This is a genomic window from Streptomyces longispororuber, from assembly GCF_024448165.1.
GTDB lineage: Bacteria > Actinomycetota > Actinomycetes > Streptomycetales > Streptomycetaceae > Streptomyces > Streptomyces longispororuber_A.
The window spans coordinates 1-24,795 of sequence record NZ_JAMOLN010000034.1 but is presented as its reverse complement, the minus strand read 5'-3'; the positions used below and the strand labels follow the sequence as shown (position 1 = coordinate 24,795).

Sequence of the window (24,795 nt, the reverse complement as noted above, 5' to 3'; positions counted from 1 at the left end):
CGCACAACCATCGACCACGCACGGAACGAGGAATGAGTTGAAGGACAACCGGCGACGCCCCGAGTTCCTCCTGGTGCACGGCGCCTGGCACGGCTCATGGGCCTGGCGCGAACTCCAGGACGTACTGGCCGGCCGCGGCTGGACCAGCCACACGGTCGACCTGCCGAGCGTCGTGGCCGAGGGCGCCGTAGGGAAGTTGCCCGGCCTGCTCGACGACGCCCGGGCGGTCCGCGAGAAGATCGACGCCGTTCAGGCCCCGCTGATCGTGGTCGGACACTCCTACGGCGGCGCTCCGGTCACCGAGGCCACCACGGCAGCCGCCAACGTCTCCCACCTCGTGTACGTGTCGGCCTTCGCGCTGGACGAGGGGGAGAGCCTGATGACGTGCTTCGGCGGCGAACAGCCGGACCTCGCCACGGTGGAGGGGACCATCCCGGTCAGGGACGACCCGGAGCAGACGCTCTACAACGACGTGCCCCAAGGCGCGCGGGACGCGGCTCTGGCCCGACTGCTGCCGCAGAGCACGCTCTCCTTCGCCGAACCGGTGAGCCGAGCCGGCTGGAAGACGCTGCCCAGCAGCTACGTGCTCTGCGACGACGACCGCAGTCTCGCTCCGTCCTACCAGGAGCCGTTCGCCCTGCGGACCGGTACCACGTATCACCTGCCCAGTGGTCACACCCCGATGCTCTCCATGCCGGAGGAACTCGCCGACGTCCTGGAGGAGATCGCTTCCAGCGTTCGGGCGCAGGATGTGTGGAGTACGTCGCCGCAGGTGACTGCTGCCGGATGCTGAGCATGGTGTGTGGGGTGCGGCGTGTGGCGTGGGAGCCTCAGATGTGGTTCGTGGGCGGCCAGCCCCACCACCAGAGGAACAGGCCGCTCAGAAGGACGACGAGGAGGATGGCCGCGTTGAGGCGGCGGTAGTGCACGACGAGGGCGATGAACTCACGGATGACGGCGCTCGGCCAGAAGTACGAAGCCGTCGGCGCTCCCACGACGTGGCCCCGCACACCCACCCGTCTCGCGGTGATGGCGGCACGGAACGCGTGGTAGTTGCTCGTGACGATCACACAGCGCGATGCGGGTTTCTTCGTGTGCATCAGGGCCTGGCTGAACGTCAGGTTCTCCTCCGTGGTCGTGGAGCGGTCCTCGCGCTCGATGAGGTCGGCAGGGAAGCCGCGCTCGACGAGGTAGGAAGCCATCGCGTGGGACTCCGGCAGTTCCTCGTCGGGCCCCTGCCCGCCGGAGACGATGAGCACGGGCCGCCGCCCGCGACGCGACAGCCTTGTGTGTTCCTTGCGTCCCTTCTCCAATCGGCTGGCCAGGAGCGGAGGGACGGTACTGCCGCCGATCAGCCCGGAGCCGAGGACGACGACGAAGTCGCCTCTGCGCCAGAAGACCAGCCGCTGGTAGAGGGCGGCGTAGAAGAGGAAACACACGAACAGGAAGGCGACATAGCCGGCCAGGACGACGGCGGTCCCCGCGATGACGGCCAGGGTCCGCGAGTGCAGGACCAACGCCGCGACCAGCAGGGCGAGCAGCACGATGAGCGCGAGGCCGACCCCCAAGGACACCAGGTTCGCCAGGCTCCTGCCTTCCTTGCGGACCATGGTGACGCCGTTGGCGAGCAGAAAACCCGCCAGGACGACAACAGCGACAGCGGCCGTGACCAGAAGGCCGAACGCGACATCACCGCTCAAGCCGGGTTTCGCAGATCCGAGTTGCAGCAGAGCGGCCACCACGGCGAAGACGACGGTGAGCCCCAGGAAGACCGCGTTGCTGAGCCTGCGGTGATCCCGTACCACCCCCACACAGAACCCGACGAGGCACAGTGCGGACGGCACGTAGAGCAACATGCCGCACATGCTAGGGGCTTCGGCGGGCCGCCTCTCACGGCCAGGCGGGGCTATGCCGCCCAGCCGTCCTCCAACAGGGACTGGAAGGTAGTGGTCTGACGGCCGGTCAGTTCGGCCAGGGTCGGGTCGACGGCGGTGAACTCGCCGTTTCGTGCAGCCGCGAAGACGCTCAGCATCAGGTCGGCGACGGGGGTGGGAGCGCCGTGCTCCAGCGCCTGCTCGCGGAAGGCATGGTCGGAGACGACGGTGCGGGTGAAGGGCCGACCGGTGGCCTGGGCGGCGATTTCGGCGACGGCGTCGAAGTCGAGGGCCGCAGGCCCGGTGAGCGGCGGGGTGGGTCCTTCGAAGCGGCCCTGGTCGGTGAGGACGGCCGCGGCGGCCAGGGCGAGGTCGTCGTGTCCGGTCCAGGCGACGGGTCCGTCGGCGGGCAGGGCGATGTCGCCGGTGCGGCGGGCGGAGTCCAGGAAGTGCAGGGCGCTGGCCGCGTAGAAGCCGTTGCGCAACGAGGTCCAGGGCAGGCCGCTGGCGCGCAGCAGGTCCTCGGTCCGGGCGTGGTCCCGGCAGGGCTGGAACAGCGAGTCGTGGGCGGCGCCCATCTGGCTGGTGTAGACGATGCGGCCGACTCCTGCCTTGACTGCCGCGTCGATCGCGGCGCGGTGGCCGGTGACGCATTCCTCGCCCGCACGGTCGAGGGAGACGAGCAGCACCTGCTCGGCGCCCTCGAAGGCGTGCGCGAGGGAGGCGGGGTCGTCGAAGTCGCCTTGCCGGACGCGAATGCCGCGATCGGCGAGGTCCTGGGCCTTGCGGGGGTCGCGGACGCTGACGCCGATGTGCTTGGCGGGGGCGCGTTCCAGGAGGTGTTCGACGGTGCGACGGCCGAGCTTTCCGGTGGCTCCGGTCACGATGATCACAGGGTTCTCCCCACACGGTTTCCAGTGGAATCACTCAAACGATAACACTGGAACTATCGCCGGAATCAAAATGTCGATATCATCGATACATGCCTAGCCGTGACACCACTGACAACAGCCCTCGTCGTCGCATCGTCGAGGCGGCCGTCGAACTGCTGGAGAGCGGCGGCCCCGAAGCGGTGAGCACCCGCGCCGTCGCCGCCGCGGCGGGAATGCAGCCGCCGGCCATCTACCGCCACTTCGGCGACAAGGACGGCCTTCTGGAGGCGGTCGCCGAGCACGGCTACACGCAGTTCCTCAAGGACAAGCGGGCCCAGCTCGACCTCACACCGGCGGACCCGGTGCAGGAGCTGCGCCACGGCTGGGACATGGTGGTGGAGTTCGGCGTCTCGCATCGCGAACTGTTCGCCGTGATGAACAGATCCACCAGCTCAGGAACGGACGCGGCACACCGCGCGGGCCTGGAGATCCTCCACGGCCGAGTATGCCGACTGGCGGCCGCGGGATGGCTGCGGGTCGACGAAGAACTGGCCGCCCAGATCATCCAGGCCACCGGCCAAGGAGCAGTCACCACCTGGCACTCGACCCCCGCAGAGCGCCGCGACCCGATGCTGCTGACCGTCCTGCGCGAGGCCATGATCGCCGCTGTCACCCGGGCCGAGCCGACGGTCCCCGCCGAGGAATCCGGCCCCGCCCCGGCGGCCCGCGCGCTGCGTGCGGCCCTCCCCGACAAGGCCGACGTCCTCAGCGACGCCGAGCAGAGCCTGCTCCACGAGTGGCTCACCCGCCTCGCGGCGGACGCCGGAACGCCACACGCCTGATCGCCTGTCAGTGCCCCAGCAGGCGGGCGGCTGTGCGCGCTCGGGGCCGGGGCGTGGCGCCTCTTTCGATGGCGGCGGCGACGTCTTTGTGATGGTCCCGGACGAGACTGTCCGGACGAGACCGTCCGGACGAGACCGTCCGGGCCGAGAAGGAGGGCTTCGTGGGTCAGGATGCTTTCTGAGGCTGGCTGACGGTCTTCTCCAGCAGGCTCTGCAGGGTGTGCTGCTGGGCGGGGGTGAGTGCGGCCAGCGGCGAGTCCTGGGTGAGCAGGTCAAGGAGCTGCTCACGCAGCGTGGTGCCTTCTGCGGTGAGCACGAGGTGCTTGGCGCGCCGGTCGGTGGGGTGGGCGTGGCGTTCGACCAGGCCCTGTTTCTCGAGTTTGTCGATGACGAACGTGGCGTTGGAGGGTTCGCAGCTCATGCGCTCGGCGAGCTCGCGCATCGTCATCGCCCCGGTCATCTCCCGCAGCGCGGTCGCCTGAGCCGCGGTCAGGCCCAGGGTGCCGGCCCGTCGGCGTACGTGATCGGAGATCTGATGGGCCAGCCCGTTCACCAGGCCGCACAGTTCTCGCTCTGCGACGGCCTGCGCCTGCGGGGGAGGCGGGGAAGAGGTCATGCTCCCCACTCTAGCAAGTTCATCAAGTCTGAATAATGAAAGCTTGAATGATTCAAGCTTGATGCTTATGGTTGCCGAGTCGCCGCCCCCGCGTGCAGCGACGATCTGGCACAGCACGCATACGACGGACGAGGAGACGCAACCATGCCGAACTCGCTGGCCGACCAAGACGAGCGACTGCGACGCCCGGCGGAACTCCGCTCGATATGGCTGGGTGCCACGAAGGTCTCCTTCGTACCGGACGGGGCAGTACAAGGCCGGCCGAGCGCCTGGCTGCCCGACAGCACCGACGACTTCTGGGCGGCTCACCCGCAATATCTGGACGACACCGGGCACTTGGTGGCGAGCCTCGGCGGCCTCCTGGTGGAGCACGGCGACCGCGCGCTGCTGATCGACACCGGGTTCGGCCCCCAAGCGCTGTCGGCCGACCCGGGAACACCGAACGGCTCCATATACGGCGGCGGGTTCCTGAACAGCCTGGCGGAACTCGGCCGAAGCCCGGAACAGATCGAAGCGGTCGCCTTCAGCCACCTGCATCCCGACCACCTCGGCTGGGCCGTACACCCGGCCCCCGGCACCGGTGCGCGCGCCTTCGCCCACGCCGACTACTTGGTGACAGAACCGGAATGGGCCCAGCACGCACAGCCGGAGACCGACCACACGGCCGACGAGGCCATCGCCGCGCTCGCGCCGCACGTCCGCACGGTGACCGACGGACAGCACATCTTCCCCGGCGTACAGGTCCGGATCACCGCCGGCCACACCGAAGGACACGCGGAGTTCGTCATCACCGGAGGCGGACGACGCCTCATCGCCTTCGGCGACTCCATGCACTCACCGATCCAGGCCGACCACCCCGAGTGGTCCTGCGTCTACGACCATGACCCGGCCCGGTCCGCCGGTCACCGCCACCGCCTCATCGCCGAGCTGGAAGAACCCGACACGATCGGGTTCGGCATCCACTTCGCCGACGTGGTCTTCGGGCACGTCCGCCGCGACGGCCAAGGCCCCGCCTGGCGCCCCCTGGACACCACGGACGCCGGGCACGACCAGCCACAATGACGACCGAATCCCTCGGCCCGGAGCGTGTGTCGGAGGTGCTTCGGGTTGACTGATGTGAGTGCGAGGGATGCGCGGAAGAGTGTCTGTCGGGCCGTCGTTCCCCACATCGGAGAGGGGAAGAACCCCTCACGGGCACACAATGGTGTCGGTGCGCGGGGCACCGATCGCCCCTGGAGGTAGGCATCCTCGTCGCCGGCGCGGAGGGCGCCGACAGGGTCGGACTCCTGAGAGAGTCCAGAGCCTAACTCGCCTACTCTCACCAGCCGTTCCCGCACGGCTTCGTGTGACGGTGATGGCGCCGCACCAGATCTCGCGGGCCGAACTGCCCCTGGATGCGGCGCCGCGCGTCAGTCCCGCCCCTCGGGCGTGGGCAGCACCGCCAGCGCGGTGTCGGCAACGCTCCGCACGGTCTCCGGGGCCAGGCCGCCCTTGCCGACCGCCTCGATGCCGCGGACCACGGTCAGCAGCAGTGCCGCCAGCCGCTCCGGATCGGCGGAGCTGTCGATGTCGCCATGGCGCTGAGCGGCGCTGATCTCCGTCCGCAGCAGGTTCATCAGCGCGGTCATGGTCTCGGCCGACCGCCCGGCGACCGTCGGGTCGAGCTGGGCCAGTTCCGCCACGCCCTTGGCCAGCAGGCACCCGCGGCGCTCGGTGTCGGAGGCGGTGTTCTCCGCCATGAGGTGCACGTATCCCGACAACCGGGCCAGGGCCTCCGAGTCCGGGCCACCCGCCAGCCGCTCTTCGGCCACCTCGACGACGGCGGTGCACCAGTCGTCGAACACGCGGTGGAACAGCTTGCCCTTGTCGCCGAACGCGCCGTACAGACTGCCCTTGCCCAGACCGGTGACCTGGGCGATGTCGTCCATCCGGGTTCCTGCGTAGCCGGTCGCCCAGAACTGTTCCCGCGCCTGCTCCAGGACTCGGCGTTCGTCGAATGCGCGTGGTCTCGCCATGACCTCACCGTACCCATTCTTGACTCGATCGTCCATTACTGCCTACGTTATGGACGATCGATTCCATAACTGAAGGGGTTCGCCATGCCAGGCGTGCTGCAGGACAAGGTTGCCGTGATCACCGGAGGGACCAGCGGGATCGGGCTGGCCATCGCCCACCGCTTCGTCCGGGAGGGAGCGCAGGTCTTCGTGACCGGCCGGGACACCGACCGCCTCGAAGCCGCGGTCAAGGAGTTGGGCCCTGCGGCCACCGGCGTACGAGCCGACGTCTCGGCCCTGACCGACCTGGACGCGCTCTACACGCGAGTACGCGAAGAGGCCGGACGTATCGACGTGCTGGTGGCCAACGCGGGAATCGTCGCGGACGCCGCGCTCGGCGCCCACACCGAGGCGAACGTCGACCTGACCCTCGCCGTCAACATCAAGGGCCCACTGTTCACCGTTCAAAAGGCGCTCCCGCTCCTGGCGGAGAACGCGTCCATCCTGGTCATCGGCTCCAGCAACAGCGTGCGGCCCAACGAACAACTCGAGGTCTACAGCGCCTCGAAGGCGGCCCTGAGCAACCTCGTGCACAACTGGGCCCGGCAGTCGCGCGAGCGCCGATTCCGGGTCAACGTGCTCAGCCCGGGACCCACCCGGACCCCCGGACTGCTGGGCGTCGCAGGCGCGGAGGCCGACCGTTTCGCCGAGGCCACCGTGCCCCTGGGGCGACTGGCCGACGCCGAGGAAATCGCCGAGGCCGCCCTGTTCCTGGCCTCGGACGCCTCATCGTTCGTCACCGGCGCCGAACTCTTCGCGGACGGCGGCTATACGCGGGCCTGAACGACGGCCGGCGAGCTCCGTCCATCGCAACACGGCGGGCTCGGGACGACGCGAGCCCGCTGGCCCGTTGGCCGAAGCGGATGTCACAGCTACGGTGTCGTGGTCTTGGGCATCGACGTATCGCCCGCAGATCGCCGGCCACTGACGGAACGGCCAGTACGGCGGCTTGATTCTGGCGGTGCAGCAGATCCGGCGCCATTGCCGACGTCCCGGGCACACGCGGCTCGTCGCGACTAAAGGTTGCCCCGTAAACGATCTCTGGGCTCAGGCTGGTCGAGGGCAGTCAGGGTGATCGGCGTAGGGCGAGGCGAGGTCGAGCAGGTCTTCGCATGGCCAGGTCTCGCCGTCGAACTGGCAGTCATCGCGGTTGTCCCACGGCAGTTCCGGGTCGCCTGTGGCCGGGCTGAGCGTATGGCGGGCCAGAACGCGCCGCTTTGCCTCGACCTCCCGTAGAGCGCGAGCTGGGTCGTGCAGCGTCACATGCAGGGCGATCGTGGGACGGAACCCGGCGAGTTCCCCATGGCAGAAGTCGACCGTGTGCCCGTGAGCGGGACCCTGGTGCCCACCCGTGATCGCACGATCGCCGAGCAGCCGAAGAACTACCGCTACTCCACGGCTCACCAGGTCGTCATCGACGCAGACACCCGCCTGGTTGTCGTGGTCGGCCGGCCGCTGCCCGGCAACCGGCATGACTCCCGCGGCTGGGAGGAATCCGGCGGCAAAGACGCGGTCGGCAAACCGTGACCATCGCCGACGGCGGCTGCCAGGGCACCGGCCCGGTCATCCCGCACCGCCGGACCAGGGGAGTGGATCTTCCGGCCTGGAGGGAAGAGCGCAACCGCTCTCACAGACGAGTCCGAGCCCGCGTCGAGCACACCTTCGCCCGGATGAAGGGCCGGAAGATCCTGCGCGACTGTCGCCTCAAGAGCGACGGCGTCCACCACGCCATGCTCGGCAACGCCCGCCTGCACAACCTCAACCTCGCTGTATGAGCGGCGAGTTCGAACAGCGACGGGCCGCACCGACGCCGACTCCAAGATCAGTTACATGACTGCCTCTAGGCAGACTTGAGGGGCGCTACATTTTCTTGCTCACCCCCTCCGGGGCACGCCACTCTCTTTCCAGCAGCACGGTGAGAACAGGGTCGGCGGGGGTCTCTCGCGCTCCCCCCCCGTAAAGATCAAGACCATGCCGTCGCGACGCATTCGTGGCCTACCTGAACGGGAAAGGGCATCATGGCAGTCGAAATCGTTGAATCGATATCCGATCGGCTTGTTGAGACCGAGGCGCACCGCGCCTTTGTCGATCACGAGTTCTTCAAGCAGGTAAACAGCCGCAACCTTTCGCACGAGCACGTTGCGATGTTCCTCGGCCAGTGGTGGCACCCGCTGCATTACTTCCCGACCTTCCTCGCGCGCTGCATCTCGGTCTTGCCCGACATCGAGTCCAAGAGCGCGATCACACGGATTCTCTCGCAGGAGGCCGGTGCTCGGTCGGCCAAGGCCGCCCACGAGGTGATCTATGCCGACAGCATGGAGAAGGCGGGCTACGACCGTCGGACGGTGACCGGTTCCGAGCCGTTCGCGGAGACCGCCGCGCTGGTGGCGTGGTACGAGGCATGCTCGGCGGAGAGGTGTTCCGCGCTTGGCGGCATCTTCGCCACCGAGGTCACGGACCTGCTGATGGTCTCGGCGATCGGCGAGGCGGTGAAGCGGGAGTCCGGCACGGAGCGCAATGCGTGGGTCGACATCCATGTCACGCAGGAACCCGACCACGTCGACCAGGCGACCAATGCCCTGTTCTCGGGACTCGAGCCGGAGCAGGAACTGGCGGTTCTCGAATCCGCCGATGCGATGTGGCGTCACTGGACTGCCTTCTTCGACCGACTGGCCATCGAGACCGGGATGATCCCGGCTCCCTGACGCTCCTCAGGAATGGACCGCCGAGCACGACGTCATCGGCGATGCGGTCCGTACCAGAAAGGGAGTGCTCCGTGACCCATGGGGTCTCCACTGAAGAAAGCGACTGACGCTCACCACGCGAAGGAGTTGACCAGTGGCCGCCCCTGCCATAGCCAGGTTGACCGATCCCCGTCTCTATTCGCACGGCGATCCGCATGCCACCTGGGAACGGCTACGCAGAGAATGCCCGGTCTCCTGGCACGAAGAACCGGATCATGAACCGTTCTGGGCGGTCACGACCTATGACGAGGGCCTTGAGGTACTGAGCGACTGGAAGCGGTTCAGCTCGGCCAGAGGTACGTTCCTGCGGCCCAACCTGTCCGACCCGTATCCGGGGGCGGGCGTGATGATGACGCTCTCCGACCCGCCCCGGCACGACGTGCTCCGCAAGGCGGCGGCCGCCCTGTTCACACCCAAGGCGGCTGCCGGGTTCCGGGACCGGGCGACGGAGGTGTCGCGGTCGCTGCTGCGCCAGGTCATCGACGCCGGCCCCCACGATTTCGTCAACGACGTCGCGGCGCCCTACCCGCTCCAGGTCATCGCCGGTCTGCTCGGTGTCGAGGGCGAGGACGTGGAGCGGGTCGCCGAGTACGCCGAGGCGGCCGTGGGCAACATCGCGGACCTGGACGGGACGGCCGCCCAGCAGGCGCACCTCGAGGTGCTCGCCTACTACGCCGACGTGATCGAGGAGCGCCGGGCTCACCCGACCGGCGACGTGGTGTCGGCGTTCGTCCTCGCGCAGGCGGAAGGGCTCGACATCACTGACGACGAGATCATCCTGACCTGCGACAACCTGGCTGTGGCCGCCGGGGAGACGACGCGTCAGGTGCTGAGCGGCGGGCTGCTCGCACTGCTCGCCAACCCGGCGCAGCTGGAGGCGCTGCGTTCCGGGGCGGTCCCGCTCAAGTCGGCCATCGAGGAACTCGTGCGCTGGACGGCGCCGGTGACCCATCTCATGCGCACCGCGGTCGCCGACACGACGGTCGGCGGAGTCGAGATCAAGGCGGGTCAGGCGGTGAGCGTATGGCTGTCGTCGCTCAACCGGGACGAGAACGTCTTCGACCAGCCGATGGAGCTCCAGCTGGACCGGAACCCCAACCGGCACGTGAGCTTCGGCGGCGGCCGCCACTTCTGTATCGGCGCTCCGCTGGCCAGGGTGATGATCAGGGTCTTCCTCGAAGAGATCCTGGGCAGCGTGGCGAGGATCGAGCTGACCGGTGAGCCGCGCCGCACGCCCTCCTATGTCACCAACAGCCTCGAACATCTGCCCTTCGCTCTTCATTCCGAGTGACTGGCTCGTTCCGAGCGACGGGAACTCCCCAGCCCAATCGACCTGCCGCACGAGACCGGCACCGTGTTGCCGTACGGAGGGGCGTCATGTCCGCGTATCACGACTCCACGAGGGAGCGATCGGGAATGGATCCGAGAACCGATCTCGTCCGCTCGATATTCGCCGAGATCCTCGACCTGCCCGAAGTGGACCCGGACGGCGACTTCTTCGAGCTGGGCGGGCAGTCGCTGCTGGCCTCCCGCGTGCTCGGCCGGCTGCGCGCCGCCTTCGGGGTGGACATCACCGCGCGGGAGTTCTTCTCCTCGCCCACACCGAGCGGTCTGACGGGCAAGCTCGACTCCTACCGGACGACACGCCCGCCCGTCGCGCCTCACGAACCGTCCCCGCAGATCCCGTTGTCGTACGCGCAGCAGCGCATGTGGTTCCTCAACCAGGTCGCCGGCGGTGGGTCCGGCTACAACATCCCGGTGGCGCTCTGGCTGTCCGGCGAGCTGGACCACGTCGCGCTCCGGCACGCGGTGCGGGACGTGATCGCCCGGCAGGACGCGCTCCGGACGATCTTCCCGGCCGAGTCGGACACGCCGACCCAGCAGGTTCAAGACGTTCCTGACCTGGCGGCCGTCCTGCCGGTGCTGCACGTCGAGCCCGACGAGGCGGCGGAGGCGGTCAGGCGGCATGCCGCCGAGGGCTTCGACCTGACCGCCGACGTCCCCCTGCGGGCCCGCCTCTTCGTCCTCGGCCCGCAGGAACACGTACTCCTGCTCGCGTTCCACCACATCGCGGTCGACGGCTGGTCGTTCGAGCCCCTGCGGCACGACCTGTCCTCGGCGTACCGGGCCCGGCTCGCCGGTGCGGCTCCGGCCTGGCCGGACCTGCCCGTGCGGTCCACCGACTACGCCCAGTGGCAGCGGACACTCGCCGACGACGATGCCGACGGGATGCTGGCCAAGCAGCTCGGCCACTGGCTGACGGAGCTCAAGGACCTGCCCGCGCAGATCGCCCTGCCCGCCGACCGACCCCGGTCCGCCGCCGGCATCAGCTACCGCGGTGGCCGCGTGCCCTTCCACCTCGACGCCGAGCTGCACCAGCGCCTCACCGACCTCGGCCGTGAGCAGCAGGCGACGCTGTTCATGCTGCTGCACGCGGGGCTCGGCGCGCTGCTGACCCGGCTCGGCGCCGGCACCGACCTGCCGATCGGCGCCCCGGTCGCCGGGCGCACCGACGCGGCGCTCGACGATCTCGTCGGCTTCTTCGTCAACACACTGGTGCTGCGCACCGACACCTCCGGCGAACCGACCTTCCGTGAGCTGGTCGAGCGCGTCCGGGCGACCGATCTCGCCGCGTTCGACGCGCAGGACGTGCCGTTCGAGCAGGTCGTCGAGGCGGTCAACCCGGTCCGTTCGCCCGGACTGAACCCGCTGTTCCAGGTGATGCTCGCGGTGCAGACGCACGTCGCTCCCGCACTCGACGCGCCCGGCATCACGTCCCGGTTCGACGCCGTCGACATCGGAGTATCCCGCTTCGAGCTGTTCTTCTCGGTCCAGGAACGACGGTCCGCCGACGGCACGCCGTGCGGCATCGACGGCATGATCGAGTACTCCACCGACCTGTATGACCAGAGCACCGTCGAGGCCATGGCCGAGCAGTTCGGCCTGGTCCTCGCCCAGGCCGTCGCCGATCCCGACCGGCCGGTGGCGGAGGGCGAGTTGCTCCTCGCGGCCGGTCGGCACCGGGTGCTGACCGATGGGACCGACTCCGCGCGGTCCCTTCCGGACGCCGACCTGGTGACGCTGCTCGAGGACCGGGCCGCGCGCACGCCGTCGGCGATCGCCGCCGTCACCGACACGGACAGCGTCACCTACGAGGAACTGCACGCCAGAGCCAACCGGCTGGCCCGGGAGCTGATCGGCCGGGGCGCGGGCCGGGAGCGCGTCGTCGCGGTGCTCCTCGACCGGTCCGTGGACCTTCTGGTCGCGCTGCTGGCCACGGTCAAGGCCGGCGCGGTCTACCTGCCGGTGGACCCGGACTACCCCGACGAGCGGCTCGCGTTCACGATCGAGGATGCCGCGCCGGTGGTCGTGGTGACCCGTCGCGAGCATGCACACCGGGTGCCCGGCGCGCTGGTCGTCGACGCCGCCGACGAGATGACGCGGCTCGAGCGCCACCCGGCGACGGCGCTCACCGAGGACGAACGAGCCGTCGGCGACCCCGCCGCCGCTGCCTACCTGATCTACACGTCCGGCTCGACCGGCGTGCCCAAGGGCGTGGTCATGCCCGCCGCGGGCCTGCTCAACATGGTGTGCTGGCAGGCCGACCGCGACACGGGAAGCTCCGGAGGTGTCGTCGCGCAGCTGGCCAGCGTCGGATTCGACGTGTCCCTCGAGGAGATCCTGCCGGCCCTGATCGTCGGCGGCACGATCGCGATCCCCGAGCCGGACGTGCGTACCGACCCCGTACGCCTTGTGCACTGGATGGACCGGCACCGGGTGACGATGGTCATCGCGCCGACCTTGATGATCGACAGCATCTGCTCGGCCGCGGTCGCCGAGGGCCTCGAACTGCCCGCGTTCACCGACATCGCCCAGGCGGGCTCGCCCCTGATGCTGAGCGACGACATGCGCGCGCTGCTCGGCGGCCCCGTGGAGCGCAGGCTGCTCAACTACTACGGTCCGACGGAGACACACGCCGCGACCATGCTCGCCCTGTCCGGGAAGGCGGCTGCCAAGGAGCAGGCCACGGCCGTCCCGATCGGCCGACCGGTGTGGAACCAGCGGATCTACCTGTTGGACGACCAGCTTCGGCCGGTCCCGCCGGGCGTGATCGGTGAGATCTTCGTCGCCGGTGAAGGCGTCGCCCGCGGCTATCTGGCGCGGCCCGCCCTGACCGCTGAGCGGTTCCTGCCCGACCCGTTCGTGGGCACCGGCCGGCGCATGTACCGTACGGGCGACCTGGCCCGGTGGACCAGTGACGGCACCCTGCTCTTCGCCGGCCGGACCGACCACCAGGTCAAGATCCGTGGGTACCGGGTCGAGCCGGGCGAGGTCGAGGCCACCCTGCTGGGCCACCCCGACGTGGCAAGCGCCGCCGTGATCGCGGTCGAGCCGGCGCCGGGGGACATCCGCCTCGTGGCGTACGCGGTGGGCGTGGACGGGACGAGGCTGATACCGGCGCGGCTGCGACGGTACCTCGCCGACCTCCTTCCCGCGTTCATGGTCCCGGCGTCGTTCGTCGCGCTGGACCGGATGCCGGTCAACGCGAACGGCAAGGTGGATGCCGCGGCGCTGCCCGCACCGCAGTGGACGGCCGGCGGCCGCGCCCCGCGGACCCCGCAGGAGGAGCTGCTGTGCCGGCTGGTTGCCGACGTGCTGAAGATCGCCGAAGTCGGCGTCGACGACGACTTCTTCGAGCTCGGCGGTCACTCGTTGCAGGTGGCCAGGCTGGCGAGCCGGGTGCGGTCGGTCCTCGACGTGCCCCTGCCGGTGCGGGTGATCTTCGAACAGCAGACCGTCGCGGGTATCGCCAACGCCATCGACGACCTGGCGCCGAACAGGCCGCCCGCCCGGGTCATGAGCCGACCGGAGCGGATGCCACTGTCCTTCGCGCAGCGCAGACTGTGGTTCGTCGAGCAGCTGGAGACATCGGTGGGCCACGCGTCCGCCTACCACATCCCGTCGGCCTTCTCGCTGACGGGGGAACTGGACCTGAACGCGCTGCACGCCGCGTTCGACGACGTGCTCACCCGGCACGAGAGTCTGCGCACCGCGTTCCCGGTCGATGGTGACGAACCGTGGCAGCGTGTCCTCGACCCCGGGAACCCCGTGCTGACCACCGTGGACTCTTCGGAGTCCGAACTCGCCGACGCCCTGCGGTCCGAGGTGGAGCGCCCGTTCGAGCTGGCGAGCGCGCCGCCCGTCCGGGCCGTGCTCTTCCGGCTCGGCCCGACCCGGCACGTGCTGCTCGTCATCCTGCACCACATCGCCACCGACCACTGGTCGATGCGGCCGCTCCTGCGGGACCTGTCCACCGCGTACGCGGCCCGGCGCGCGGGCGGCGCACCGCAGTGGACGCCGCTGCCGGTCCAGTACGCCGACTACACGCTGTGGCAGCACGAGATCCTCGGCACGGACGGCGGGGCCGTCACGTCCGAAGTCGACTACTGGACACAGCAGTTGGCCGGACTGCCCGAGACACTGGAGCTGCCGCTCGACCGGCCGCGCCCGGCCGTGCGCGGACACCAGGGCGGGACCGTGCACTTCGACGTGGACACCGACCTGCACGCCGCACTCGCCCGCTTCGCCGGAGCGGGCCGCGCCAGCCTGTTCATGGCGCTGCAGACGGCGCTGGCCGGACTGCTCAACCGGATCGGCGCGGGCGCCGACATCCCGATCGGCGCCCCGATCGCCGGCCGCAACGACGACGCGCTCGACGACCTCGTCGGCTTCTTCGTCAACACGCTGGTGCTGCGCACCGACACCAGCGGCAACCCCACGTTCACCGAACTGCTGGCGCGGGTGCGCGAGACCAACCTGGCCGCCTACGCCAACCAGGACGTGCCGTTCGAGCGGCTGGTCGAAGCACTCAGGCCGACTCGTTCGTTGAGCCACAACCCGCTCTTCCAGGTGACGCTCACCCTGCAAGGCGCGGGCGAGGCCGAACTCGACCTCCCCGGCGTCGCAGCGGCCAGGCGCCAGATCGACGCACAGACCGCCAAGTTCGACCTGTCGTTCTCGTTCACGGAGCGGCGCGGTGCCGACGGCAGTCCGCAGGGTATGGCCGGCCTGGTCGAGTTCGCCACCGACGTCTTCGACGAGGAGACCGTTAGAGCCCTGACCCAGCGGCTCGTCCAGGTGATGCGCGCCACGGTGGCCGATCCGGGGGCCCGGCTCGACACAGCCGACGTGCTGCTGCCCAGCGAACGCGAAGCGCTGCTCAGCGGCGCGATGCCGATCTGAGATGCGGAGGCTCGATGTGCAGGGCAAGGTAATCGCTCCGAAGACCGCGCCGGCCCCACCGCTGCGGCGGAACCCCGTCTGGCTGCGCTGGCTGGCCGCGGCGTCACTGGCCAGGCTGCCGCAGACCGCACTGCCGGTCGCGCTGGTGCTCACCGCACACGAGGCGACCGGGTCGTTCGTCGGCAGCGGCCTGCTCAGCGGCGCGAGTGCCATGACCTATGCGCTGTGCGCCCCGTGGCGCGGCCGCCAGATGGACCGGGCACTGCTGCCCCACGCTCTCGGGTGGTCCCTGCTCGCCGCGACCGCCGGGCTCGTCGCCACGTCGGTCGCGGCGACCGCGGGCGCCCCCTTGTGGCTGCTGCTGGTCTTCGTCGTCCTGGCCGCGTGCGCCGGATCAGGGGTGGGCGGGGCCTATCGGTCGGTACTGCCGCACTTCCTGCCCGCCCCGCAGCTCACCCAGGCCTACGCGGTCGACGCGGTCGCCGTGCAGGTGGCCTGGATCGGCGGCCCGGCGCTGGCGGCCGTGATCGCCGCCGCGATCGGACCACAGGCATGCGTGGGCGTCGTGGCCGCGGTGACGGCCGCGGGCGCCCTGCTCAGCTGGACCCTGCCCAGGCGGGAACCGGGCGGTACGACGCAGCAACGCACCTCGGTGCGCGCGCTCCTCGGGATGCTGTGGGCGCCGCTCGTCCTCAACGCGGGGATCGGCATCAACCTCGGCGCGCTCGACGTGGCGCTGCCGGCCCTGATGACCGATCACGGCGAGCCCGCGACCAATGGCGGCCTGGTGCTCGCCGGCCTCTTCGCCACGAGCGCGGTCAGCGGTTCGGTCTACGCCGCGCTGCCGGCCACCCACCCGCTGCGGAAGGTGCCGACCCGCACGGTCGCATGCGTACTGACCGCCGCGTACGGCATCGTCCTGGCGAGCGCCGCGGCGGCGCCCCGGTTGTGGATCGCCGTCCTGTGCCTGCTGGTCGCCGGAATCGCCTTCGCGCCGGGCGACAGCGCGGTCATCCTGCTGGTCTCCGAACAGGCTCCGGCCGAGCGGCTCGCGGAGGCGTTCGGAAACTTCTCCGCCATCGGCTACGTAGGGATCGCCCTCGCCAGCCCGGTCACCGGCTGGTTCGTCACACGTTTCGGCGCCGGCACGGGACTGCTCCTGGCGGGACTGGCACCCCTGGTCGCGGTCGTGCTCGTCACGACGGTCCGCGGCAGCGAGAAATAGCGCAACGCCCAAGATTTTCTGTCGACGAAATGCGGAGGTCGATCATGGTGGACATCGGCGAAAAGGTCGATTACATCGTCGTGCTCAACGGTGAGGAACAGTATTCGATCCTCCTCGCCGACCGTGAGATTCCGGCCGGATGGACCACCGAAGGATTCCGCGGGCCCCGACAGGAATGCCTGGACCACATCGACCGCATATGGACGGACATGAGGCCGCTGAGCGTCCGCAGGCGCATGGAAGGGAACTGACATGCTGTACGAACGCGTCGCCCGGCAGGCCCTTCGCACCCCATCGGCCCCAGCGGTCACCTGCGGCGAGACCCTGACCTACGAACAACTCATACGCCGTGCAGACGAGTTGTCCGTCACCCTGACGGCCGCCGGTGTCCAGCCGGGCGACATCGTCGGCGTCCTGATGCGACGCTCCGCCGACATGGTCATCACACTCCTCGCGCTCCTGCGGGCCGGGGCCGCCTACGTCGGCGTCGACCCCGACGACCCGCCGCTGCGCCGCAACGACCTGCTGACCGACGCCGGTGCGCAATGCGTCGTTGCGGACGACGCGCTGCGCGCGTGCGTGCCCGACGGGTTCACCACGCTTTCGCCGACGGTCACCGGCTCGGCCGCCGTCCGCCCGCCCGGTACCCCGGCGAGCACCACGGAGGACGACCTCGCCTACGTCAGCTTCACCTCCGGCTCGACCGGCCGGCCGAAGGGCGTGATGGTCCCGCACGGCGCGGTCCTGCGCCTGGTCACGGACATGAACTGGATGTCCGTACGCCAGGACGACGTGTTCCTCCAGGCGGCCCCGCTGGCCTTCGACGCCTCCACCTTCGAGATCTGGGCGCCGCTGACCCACGGCTGCCATCTCGTGGTGGCGCCGGCCGGCCGGATCACCGTGGACGGGATGGCGGAGACCGTACGCGAGCACGGGGTGACCGTGGCGTGGCTGACGGCCGGCCTGTTCCACGAGATGGTCGCGCACCACGTCGGCGCGTTCGCCGGAGTACGTCACCTCGTCGCGGGCGGCGACGTGATCCAGCCCGGCCCGGTCGGGCGGCTGCTCGCGGCCCATCCGGGCATCACGTTCACCAACGGATACGGACCCACTGAGAACACCACCTTCACCACGACCTGGACGACAGACTCCGCGACCGGGGACGACCTCGACTCGATCCCGATCGGAACTCCCGTCAACGGCACGCGGATCGCGGTCCTCGACTCCGCGCTGCGGCCGGTCGAGAAAGGCGCCTGCGGTGAGCTGTACGTGTCGGGGGCCGGGCTTGCCCACGGCTATCTGGGGCAGCCGGGCGCCACGGCCGACCGGTTCGTCCCCGACCCGTTCGCGAGCGAGCCGGGTGCACGGATGTACCGCACCGGCGACCTCGTCCGGCTCCGGCCCGACGGCGCCTGCGAGTTCGTCGGCCGAGTCGACGACCAGGTGAAGATCCTCGGCCACCGGGTCGAACCGGTCGCCGTCGAGACCGCCCTGCACCGTCTGCCGAACGTCAGCCGCACCGCCGTCGTCGTGCGCACCGCCGCCGACGGCACGAAACGGCTCGTCGCCTATGTCGTACCGGAGGACGTACAACCGCCCAACTGGGGCGAGCGGCTGCGCGAACAACTGCGCGCGACCCTGCCGACGCCCATGATTCCGTGGGCCGTCCTGGTACGGGACACCCTGCCACTGACCGGCAACGGGAAGATCGACCGCAGTGCGCTGCCGGTGCCGGACCTGACAGCACGCAACGTACCGAACGAGTTCGTCTCGCCGCGGACCGATCTGGAGCACCGCCTGGCCGAGCTGTGGCAGGGCGTGCTGGGCGTGGAGCGGATCGGCGCCGACGACGACTTCTTCGACCTCGGCGGTCACTCGCTCAACGCCACGGAACTGCTCGTCGCGGTACGCACGGAGTTCGGTGTCACGATTCCCGCGCGCGTCCTCTACCTGCAGCCGACCCTCGGTGAACTCGGCGAGCAACTGGAGAACGCCCTGCGCAGCGGGGCACCGCGATGACCGTCGCCGTCGAGAGGGGCCGGTGCCCGATGCACGCCGGGCCAGGGGTCGATCTGTTCGCGTCGGAGACGTTCGCCACCACCGATGTGCACGCCGTCTGGCGCCGTCTGCGCCAGGTGACGCCCGTCAGCTGGCATCCGGTCGGCGACGACGGGTTCTGGTCTGTGACCCGGTACGACGACGTCCAGCACGTGCTGCGCGACCACACCACGTTCACCTCCGAGCAAGGTTCACTGCTCACCCTCCTCGGCAAGGGCGATCCGGCCGGTGGCCGGCAGATGGCGGTCACCGACCCACCCCGGCACGCACGGCTGCGGGAGCCGCTGCAGCGCGCCCTGTCGGTCAAGGAGGTGGAGCGCGACCTGCCGCGTATCCGGTCCCTGATCCGGGAGCTGCTCGCCCCCATGAGGGACGGCGGCGTGTTCGACTTCGCCGGGGCCATGGCGGCCATGCCGATGGCGGTGATCGGATCGTGGATGCGGCTTCCCCCGGCCGACTGGCCCGAACTGACCCGGCTGACGGCCGCGTCGATCGCGCCGGACGACCCCGCCTACGTCGGTTCGGGCGGCCCGCAGCGGACCCTCGTGCGGGCGCACCGTGAGCTGTTCGCCTACTTCCAGGACGTGGTCGCGGAGCGGCACGCCGCCCCTGGCGACGATCTGATCGGCGTGCTGCTCGGCATGCGGGTCGACGGGGAACGGCTCACTCCGAGCGAGATCGTCTCCAACTGCTACAGCCTGTTGCTCGGAGCCAACGTGACCACCGCCCAGCCGCCGAGTGCCGCCTTGCTGGAGCTCGCCGGAACCGACACGCTGGCCGACTGGGCGGCGCATCCGGAGCTGACGGTCAGCGGGGTGGAGGAGTCCCTGCGCTGGTCGTCGCCCGCGCAGCACTTCATGCGCTACGCCACACGGGACGTGCGGATCCGGGATGTCACGGTGCACGCGGGCGAAGCGGTCGTCGCGTGGCTGGGCTCGGCCAACCGCGACGAGGACGTGTTCGCGCGGCCCGACACCTTCGACATCCGCAGGCGCCCCAACAAGCACGTCGCCTTCGGCGTCGGCCCGCACTACTGCGTCGGACACACCGTCGCCAGGGTCGCGCTGCGGACCCTGTTCCACGAGCTGCTGACCGGCTTCACCGACATCGAGGTCGTCGGCGAACCCGTACGGCTGCGGTCCAACTTCATCGCGGGATACACCAGTCTGCCAGTGACGGCACGAGGAGCACGGCCATGACGAACGCATCGGCTGTTCCGCTGCGCAGGTGGCTGCCCCGGCCGCTGCCGGACACCCCGTCGCGGATCTTCTGTCTGCCCTACTCGGGCGCGGGCGCCTCCATGTACAACCGGTGGCCGGACACCGCGGGCGGGGCGGCCGGCCTCTGCCCAGTGCAGCTGCCGGGTCGGGAGAACCGGATGCGCGAGCCGCACTTCGGGACCTACGAACAGCTCGCGAAGGATGTGGTCGAGGCACTGCTGCCCGCCATGGACCGCCCTTTCGGACTCTTCGGGCACTGCAGTTCCGCGCTGATCGCGTACGAGATCGGCGCCGTGCTGCAGCGCGAGGGGCTGCCGATGCCACGGACGCTCTTCTGCTCCTCGCAGGTCGCACCCCACGAAGGCCCCTACGGCAGCTACTTGACGATGACGGACGACCAACTACGCGCAGAACTCGTGGCGTTGAGCGCCAGCGACATCGACGACTCGGTGCTGGACCTCGTCACGGAGGTGCTGCGAGCGGACGTAGAGGCGAACAAGGCCTACCACCCGGCCGAGCCCGTACTCCTGGACACCGCGATCACCACGATCGGCTGGTCGGACGACCAAGAGGTCGCCCCCGAGCTCATGCTCGGGTGGGACCAGTACGCCGCGAGGGTCCGCCGCGTGGTGCTGCCGGGCGTTCATCACACGTTCCTCGACGCCCCGGCGAAACTGCTGGCGCACTTCGCCGAGGGAATGGCCTCCGATGACTGAGGTGCTCACCTGCCGGATCGCCGGAACCCGCAACGGCCCCTCCGGCAGCGCCAACGGCGGGTACGCGTGCGGGCTGTTCGCCCGGACCGCCGCCGACGCCGTCGGCACGGCCGCGGTGGTCCAGTTGCACGCGGCCCCGCCGCTCGACACCGAACTGAACGTCCAGGCGCATCGTGGGCGCGCCAGTGTCTGGCACGAACACGAGCTCGTCGCGACGGTGTCCGCCGCGCGGCACGAACATCCAGCGACGGCGCCGTTCGTCACCGTCGCCGCCGCCCAGCGAGCCGGCGCGATCTTCAAGGGCGCGACAGCGCACCCGTTCCCGTCGTGCGTGGTGTGCGGCACCGCCAGGACCGACCCGGCCGCGCTGCACCTGACCCCAGGGGAAGTGGACGGTATGCCGGGTGTCACCGCGTGCGTCTGGACCCCCGGCGACGTGGACCCTGACACGGTTTGGGCTGTCCTCGACTGCCCCGGCGGCTGGACCCTCGACCAGAGCGGTTCCCCGTACGTGCTCGGCAGGATGTCCGCGCGCGTCCACGCCGTCCCGCCGCCCGGGGAACCCACCGTGGTCGTGGCCCGGAACATCGAGACCGCCGGACGGACCGCCCGGGTGGTCAGCGGGCTGTTCGGTGCCGACGGGACCGAGCTCGGCCGGGCGGAGGCCACCTGGATCCGGCTCAGTGCTTCTTCCGATCCGGCGCCGAGGCAAAGGGAGCTGATTCCATCGTGACTGTGCACCTGATCGACCTGTTCGAGGAGCAGGCGCGCCGCCGGCCGGACGCCACCGCCGTGATGTGCGGCGAACAGACCATTTCCTACCGGGACTTGGACAGGCGGGCCAACCAGCTGGCCCACCTACTGGCCGAGTCCGGCGCCCGCCCCGGCGCGTTCGTCGGGGTGAGCCTCCCGCGATCCGTGGACCTGCCGGTGGCGCTGCTTGCCGTACTGAAGACCGGTGCGGCCTATCTGCCGCTGGACCCGGACTATCCCGGGGAACGGATCGCGTGGATGGTGCGGGACGCGGACCCCGTCGTGGTCGTCGGCACGTCGGCGACACTCCCGCCCAGGGGATCCGTACTCCTGCTCGACGATCCGGCCACGGCGGCCCGCCTCGCAGACACCCCCGACGGCCCTCCGCCGGCCGTGCGGAACCCCGGCGACGCCGCGTACATGATCTACACCTCCGGATCGACGGGACGGCCGAAGGGGGTCGTAGTCGCGCACGCCAACGTCCTGGCACTGTTCGCCGCCGTCCGCGACCTGTTCGACTTCGGCCAGGACGACGTCTGGACGCTGTTCCACTCCTACGCGTTCGACTTCTCCGTCTGGGAACTGTGGGGCGCGCTCCTGCACGGCGGCACACTGGTGGTGGTCCCGGTCCACACCGCCCGCTCCACGCCGGACTTCCTCCGGCTCCTGGCCGACCAGCAGGTCACCGTCCTCAACCAGACGCCATCGGCGTTCTACGAGTTGGCACGCGCCGAAGCCGAGGATCCGGTCACCTCCGCCCGACTGGCCCTGCGACACGTGATCTTCGGCGGCGAGGCGCTCGACCTGGCGAAGCTGGAGGACTGGTACGAGCGGCACGACCCGGCCACGCCACAGCTGGTGAACATGTACGGAATCACCGAGACCACCGTCCATGTCACGCATGCCGCCCTCGACCGCCATCTGACGACCGCGACCGGCCTGGTCGGCCGACCGCTGCCCGGTGTCCGGTGCTATGTCCTGGACGAAGCGATGAACCTCGTACCACCCGGTGTGGTCGGCGAGCTGTACGTGGGCGGCGTCGGCGTGGGGTGGGGTTACTGGGGCCGCGGCGGCTTGACGGCCGCGCGGTTCGTGCCGGATCCGTTCGGTCCCGCCGGTGAGCGGCTCTACCGGACCGGAGACCTCGTGCGCTGGGGGCGCTGGGGCCTGGAATACTCCGGCCGGATCGACGACCAGGTGAAGATCCGGGGGTTCCGGATCGAGCTGGGCGAGGTCGAGTCGGTGCTGGCCCGCTGCCCCGGTGTGGCGGACGCGGTGGTCGTCGCCGGCACAAACGGGCGGGGCGAGCCGTGTCTGGTCGGGCACGTCACGCCGGCCAGGTCGAGCGGATCGGCGCATCCCGCACAACTGAGCACCTCGGCACGAGAGTTCATGTCCGAGCAGCTCCCCGCACACATGGTTCCGGCAGTGGTCATGGTGTGCGCGGAGTTCCCGTTGTCCCCCACCGGCAAGGTCGACCGCCGAGCCCTGCCGGCGCCGACGTTCGACGCGTCGGCCGACCGCCCCCGCTCACCGGCGGAGGCGGTGCTGTGCACGATCTTCGCCGACGTGCTCGGCCTTCGCGAAGTCGGCCCAAACGACAGGTTCTTCGACCTCGGCGGGCACTCGCTCATGGTGATGAGCCTGATGCGCCGAGTGCGTGACGCGCTGGGGGTGGAACTGGGGGTCAGCGCCCTTTTCGAGGCACCGACACCGACCGCGCTCGCGCGGCTGATCGCGGGCCGCACCACGGGGAGCGGGGCCCATGACGTCCTGCTCGAACTACGCGGCCACGGCAGCGGGACACCGCTCTTCTGCGTCCATCCGTCCACCGGCATCAGCTGGTCCTACGCCGGCCTGCTGCACCACCTCGATCCGCGGACGCCGCTGTACGGACTGCAGGCGCCGAGCCTGAGCGGGGCGTCCGAACCGCCCAGCACCATCGAGGAGCTGGCGGAGGACTATCTGCGTCACCTCCGCAAAGTGCAGCCGAGCGGACCGTACCGGCTGCTCGGCTGGTCGTTCGGCGGTCTGGTCGCCCACGAGATCGCGGTGCAGCTCGAACAGGAGGGGCAGCAGGTCGAATTGCTCGCCGTACTGGACGTGTCACCACTGCCCCCGGAGACCGACGGCACGCACACAGAGGACCTCGCCGGGGACACCCTCGACGAGGCGCTCGCGGAAGAGCTCGGCGTCGCCAGCCTGCCGGAGGAAGTGATCGCCCGAATCACCACCACCCTCAGGCACAGCGGCCGACTGCGAGACCGCTTCACCCCCGGCCGGTTCGGCGGCGATCTGCTCCTGTGCACGGCTGGACCGCATACACGTGCCGACGACTGGAGCCCGCACGTCGGCGGCCGCATCACGACCCACGAGATCGCCACCACACATCTCCGGATGATGCGCCCCTCGGCGTTGAACCAGATCGGTCCTGTCCTGGCGGCCGCACTCGCGGAGGGAGATCAGTAAGTGCCATGCCGAGCCTGGTGCGGGGCTTCACCAACAAGCCGCGGCCGACCACGCCGGTCTGGCCGCCGTCTATCGATCCCAGGATCGTGGAAGCCCCGACTGTTCCGCCTACGATCACTGTCTTTCTGCGGCCAACCACGATGACGTGCAGATCCAGAGCCTCTGCGCCAATTGACAGCTGCGTGATCCTGCTGCCGGCGTTCCGGTACCGCGGCGGCCCTCCCTGCATGACCGAAGGCCGCCGACGGAACGATTCATCAGCTGCTTGTCACATACGCGGACTGGGCCGGTGCGTCCGAGGGGCCGGCAGGGGAAGGAAGGACGGCACCGCGGAGGATGGCCTGCTCGGCGGGGGTGGCTCGGCTGACCCATGCGGGCGCCAGAGCCGCGTAGGTGGTGACGTCGTGCCAACGGCCCTGGGTGTGGAACAGTTCCCGCAGCGTGGCCTCGGGGTGCAGCCCGGCCGCGAGCATCACGGCGCGCATCCGGGTGTGATCGGCGCGGTGCCCGGCCCAGATGCGATGCAGCCCCAGGTGCCCGAATCCGTAGGCCATCAGGAGGCGCCCCGCTTCGTGGCCGTGGCCCCGTACGGGGGCGTCGGGGAGCAGGACCAGGCTGGTGAGCATGGCGTTGCGGCCGTACTCCTCGACGAGCAGGCCCATGGTGCCGACCATGGCGTCCTGGCCGTGCGGGCAGATGGCCAGGGTGTGCTTGCGCCGAGGGTGGCTGTAGGGCTGGGCGAGGTGTTGTGCGAACGCGTCCTGGGCCTGACGGGCGTCCATCCGGTCGATTCCGAGGTAGCGGGTGAGGACGGGGTGGGTGTGGATGCGTTCGAACGGTGCCAGGTCGGTGGCCCGCAGCTCGCGCAACCAGAGGTGCTCACCGTGGAGTTCGGGCAGGTGGTTCACCGGGCCGCTCCCGAGAGGACGCGCTCGGCATCGACGGGGCCGACGAGCTCTTCGAGGTCCGCGTAGTAGCGGCCCGAGGGCACGGGCGCGCCCAGCAGGATGCGGCGTGCGGCGTCGGTCACCAGGGCGCCGCCCAGCATCACCCCGCTGGCCAGCTGCGGCCAGCTCGACATGGTGTGTCCGATCAGACCGAGAGCATCC

The 24,795-nt window shown here is 70.0% G+C and carries 20 protein-coding genes and 2 pseudogenes; 15 read left to right on the top strand and 7 right to left on the bottom strand.

The genetic code is table 11. From position 1 onward, the window contains the following. Nucleotides 1-37 precede the first annotated feature (37 nt). Nucleotides 38-793, top strand: coding sequence for an alpha/beta hydrolase (locus M4J07_RS12640; protein WP_255971086.1), 756 nt, complete (start codon nt 38-40; stop codon nt 791-793). 37 nt (nt 794-830) lie between these two features. On the opposite strand, the gene M4J07_RS12635 is transcribed toward M4J07_RS12640, so the two are convergent. Both M4J07_RS12635 and M4J07_RS12630 read right to left on the bottom strand, forming a co-directional pair. Then, the gene (locus tag M4J07_RS12635; RefSeq protein WP_255971084.1) at nt 831-1,856 is read right to left on the bottom strand and encodes a YdcF family protein; all 1,026 of its coding nucleotides are present in this window, start codon (nt 1,854-1,856) and stop codon (nt 831-833) included. A gap of 50 nt (nt 1,857-1,906) precedes the next feature. Next, entirely contained in the window at nt 1,907-2,767 is an 861-nt protein-coding gene (locus tag M4J07_RS12630; RefSeq protein ID WP_255971082.1) for an SDR family oxidoreductase, read from the bottom strand. A gap of 89 nt (nt 2,768-2,856) precedes the next feature. On the opposite strand from M4J07_RS12630, the gene M4J07_RS12625 reads away from it, so the two are divergent. Next, nucleotides 2,857-3,588: a TetR/AcrR family transcriptional regulator gene (locus M4J07_RS12625; RefSeq protein WP_255971080.1), complete on the top strand. Its 732-nt coding sequence runs from the start codon at nt 2,857-2,859 to the stop codon at nt 3,586-3,588. Nucleotides 3,589-3,754: 166 nt separating this feature from the next. On the opposite strand, the gene M4J07_RS12620 is transcribed toward M4J07_RS12625, so the two are convergent. Continuing rightward, nucleotides 3,755-4,204, bottom strand: a complete 450-nt coding sequence (locus tag M4J07_RS12620) for a MarR family winged helix-turn-helix transcriptional regulator (protein WP_255971078.1) — start codon at nt 4,202-4,204, stop codon at nt 3,755-3,757. A gap of 144 nt (nt 4,205-4,348) precedes the next feature. Between M4J07_RS12620 and M4J07_RS12615 the strand changes: the two genes are divergently transcribed. Beyond that, nucleotides 4,349-5,266 carry an MBL fold metallo-hydrolase gene (locus tag M4J07_RS12615; protein WP_255971076.1) on the top strand — a complete coding sequence of 306 codons (918 nt, stop codon included), beginning with the start codon at nt 4,349-4,351 and terminating at the stop codon, nt 5,264-5,266. A gap of 347 nt (nt 5,267-5,613) precedes the next feature. On the opposite strand, the gene M4J07_RS12610 is transcribed toward M4J07_RS12615, so the two are convergent. Further along, nucleotides 5,614-6,219: a TetR/AcrR family transcriptional regulator gene (locus M4J07_RS12610; RefSeq protein ID WP_255971074.1), complete on the bottom strand. Its 606-nt coding sequence runs from the start codon at nt 6,217-6,219 to the stop codon at nt 5,614-5,616. A gap of 84 nt (nt 6,220-6,303) precedes the next feature. Here M4J07_RS12610 and M4J07_RS12605 point away from each other — a divergent pair, with 84 nt between their 5' ends. Continuing rightward, on the top strand, nt 6,304-7,041 hold the full coding sequence (locus M4J07_RS12605; RefSeq protein WP_255971072.1) for an SDR family NAD(P)-dependent oxidoreductase: 738 nt from the start codon (nt 6,304-6,306) through the stop codon (nt 7,039-7,041). A 264-nt stretch (nt 7,042-7,305) separates the two neighbouring features. Here M4J07_RS12605 and M4J07_RS12600 read toward each other — a convergent pair whose 3' ends face one another. Then, a complete protein-coding gene (locus M4J07_RS12600) occupies nt 7,306-7,662 on the bottom strand; it encodes a DUF6221 family protein (protein ID WP_255971070.1) in 357 nt (118 codons plus the stop codon). On the opposite strand from M4J07_RS12600, the pseudogene M4J07_RS12595 reads away from it, so the two are divergent. The 11 genes and pseudogenes from M4J07_RS12595 to M4J07_RS12545 form a co-directional block, all read left to right on the top strand. Further along, nucleotides 7,585-8,033 (top strand): annotated as a pseudogene (locus tag M4J07_RS12595) (transposase); the annotation flags it as partial. The gene M4J07_RS12600 and the pseudogene M4J07_RS12595 sit on opposite strands and share 78 nt — an antisense overlap. Nucleotides 8,034-8,276: 243 nt before the next feature. Beyond that, complete coding sequence (locus M4J07_RS12590) at nt 8,277-8,963, top strand: TenA family transcriptional regulator (RefSeq protein WP_255971068.1); 687 nt, start codon at nt 8,277-8,279, stop codon at nt 8,961-8,963. A 157-nt stretch (nt 8,964-9,120) separates the two neighbouring features. Continuing rightward, complete coding sequence (locus M4J07_RS12585; RefSeq protein WP_255971066.1) at nt 9,121-10,293, top strand: cytochrome P450; 1,173 nt, start codon at nt 9,121-9,123, stop codon at nt 10,291-10,293. A gap of 125 nt (nt 10,294-10,418) precedes the next feature. After that, entirely contained in the window at nt 10,419-15,245 is a 4,827-nt protein-coding gene (locus M4J07_RS12580) for a non-ribosomal peptide synthetase (RefSeq protein ID WP_255971064.1), read from the top strand. A gap of 16 nt (nt 15,246-15,261) precedes the next feature. Next, nucleotides 15,262-16,470 carry an MFS transporter gene (locus M4J07_RS48240; RefSeq protein ID WP_255971062.1) on the top strand — a complete coding sequence of 403 codons (1,209 nt, stop codon included), beginning with the start codon at nt 15,262-15,264 and terminating at the stop codon, nt 16,468-16,470. 44 nt (nt 16,471-16,514) lie between these two features. Then, complete coding sequence (locus tag M4J07_RS12570) at nt 16,515-16,721, top strand: MbtH family protein (protein ID WP_255971060.1); 207 nt, start codon at nt 16,515-16,517, stop codon at nt 16,719-16,721. 1 nt (nt 16,722) lies between these two features. Beyond that, nucleotides 16,723-18,489: a non-ribosomal peptide synthetase gene (locus M4J07_RS12565; RefSeq protein ID WP_255971058.1), complete on the top strand. Its 1,767-nt coding sequence runs from the start codon at nt 16,723-16,725 to the stop codon at nt 18,487-18,489. 29 nt (nt 18,490-18,518) lie between these two features. Continuing rightward, on the top strand, nt 18,519-19,727 hold the full coding sequence (locus M4J07_RS12560) for a cytochrome P450 (RefSeq protein ID WP_255971056.1): 1,209 nt from the start codon (nt 18,519-18,521) through the stop codon (nt 19,725-19,727). Beyond that, the gene (locus M4J07_RS12555; RefSeq protein ID WP_255971054.1) at nt 19,724-20,464 is read left to right on the top strand and encodes a thioesterase II family protein; all 741 of its coding nucleotides are present in this window, start codon (nt 19,724-19,726) and stop codon (nt 20,462-20,464) included. Before M4J07_RS12560 ends, M4J07_RS12555 begins: the two co-directional genes overlap by 4 nt. Further along, on the top strand, nt 20,457-21,197 hold the full coding sequence (locus tag M4J07_RS12550; RefSeq protein ID WP_255971052.1) for a hypothetical protein: 741 nt from the start codon (nt 20,457-20,459) through the stop codon (nt 21,195-21,197). Before M4J07_RS12555 ends, M4J07_RS12550 begins: the two co-directional genes overlap by 8 nt. Beyond that, entirely contained in the window at nt 21,194-23,686 is a 2,493-nt protein-coding gene (locus M4J07_RS12545; protein WP_255971050.1) for an amino acid adenylation domain-containing protein, read from the top strand. The genes M4J07_RS12550 and M4J07_RS12545 overlap by 4 nt, the downstream gene beginning before the upstream one ends. Nucleotides 23,687-23,943: 257 nt before the next feature. Here M4J07_RS12545 and M4J07_RS12540 read toward each other — a convergent pair whose 3' ends face one another. Both M4J07_RS12540 and M4J07_RS12535 read right to left on the bottom strand, forming a co-directional pair. Continuing rightward, nucleotides 23,944-24,594, bottom strand: coding sequence for a GNAT family N-acetyltransferase (locus tag M4J07_RS12540; protein ID WP_255971048.1), 651 nt, complete (start codon nt 24,592-24,594; stop codon nt 23,944-23,946). After that, nucleotides 24,591-24,795, bottom strand: a pseudogene (locus tag M4J07_RS12535) (hypothetical protein); the annotation flags it as partial. The pseudogene M4J07_RS12535 and the gene M4J07_RS12540, both read right to left, overlap by 4 nt.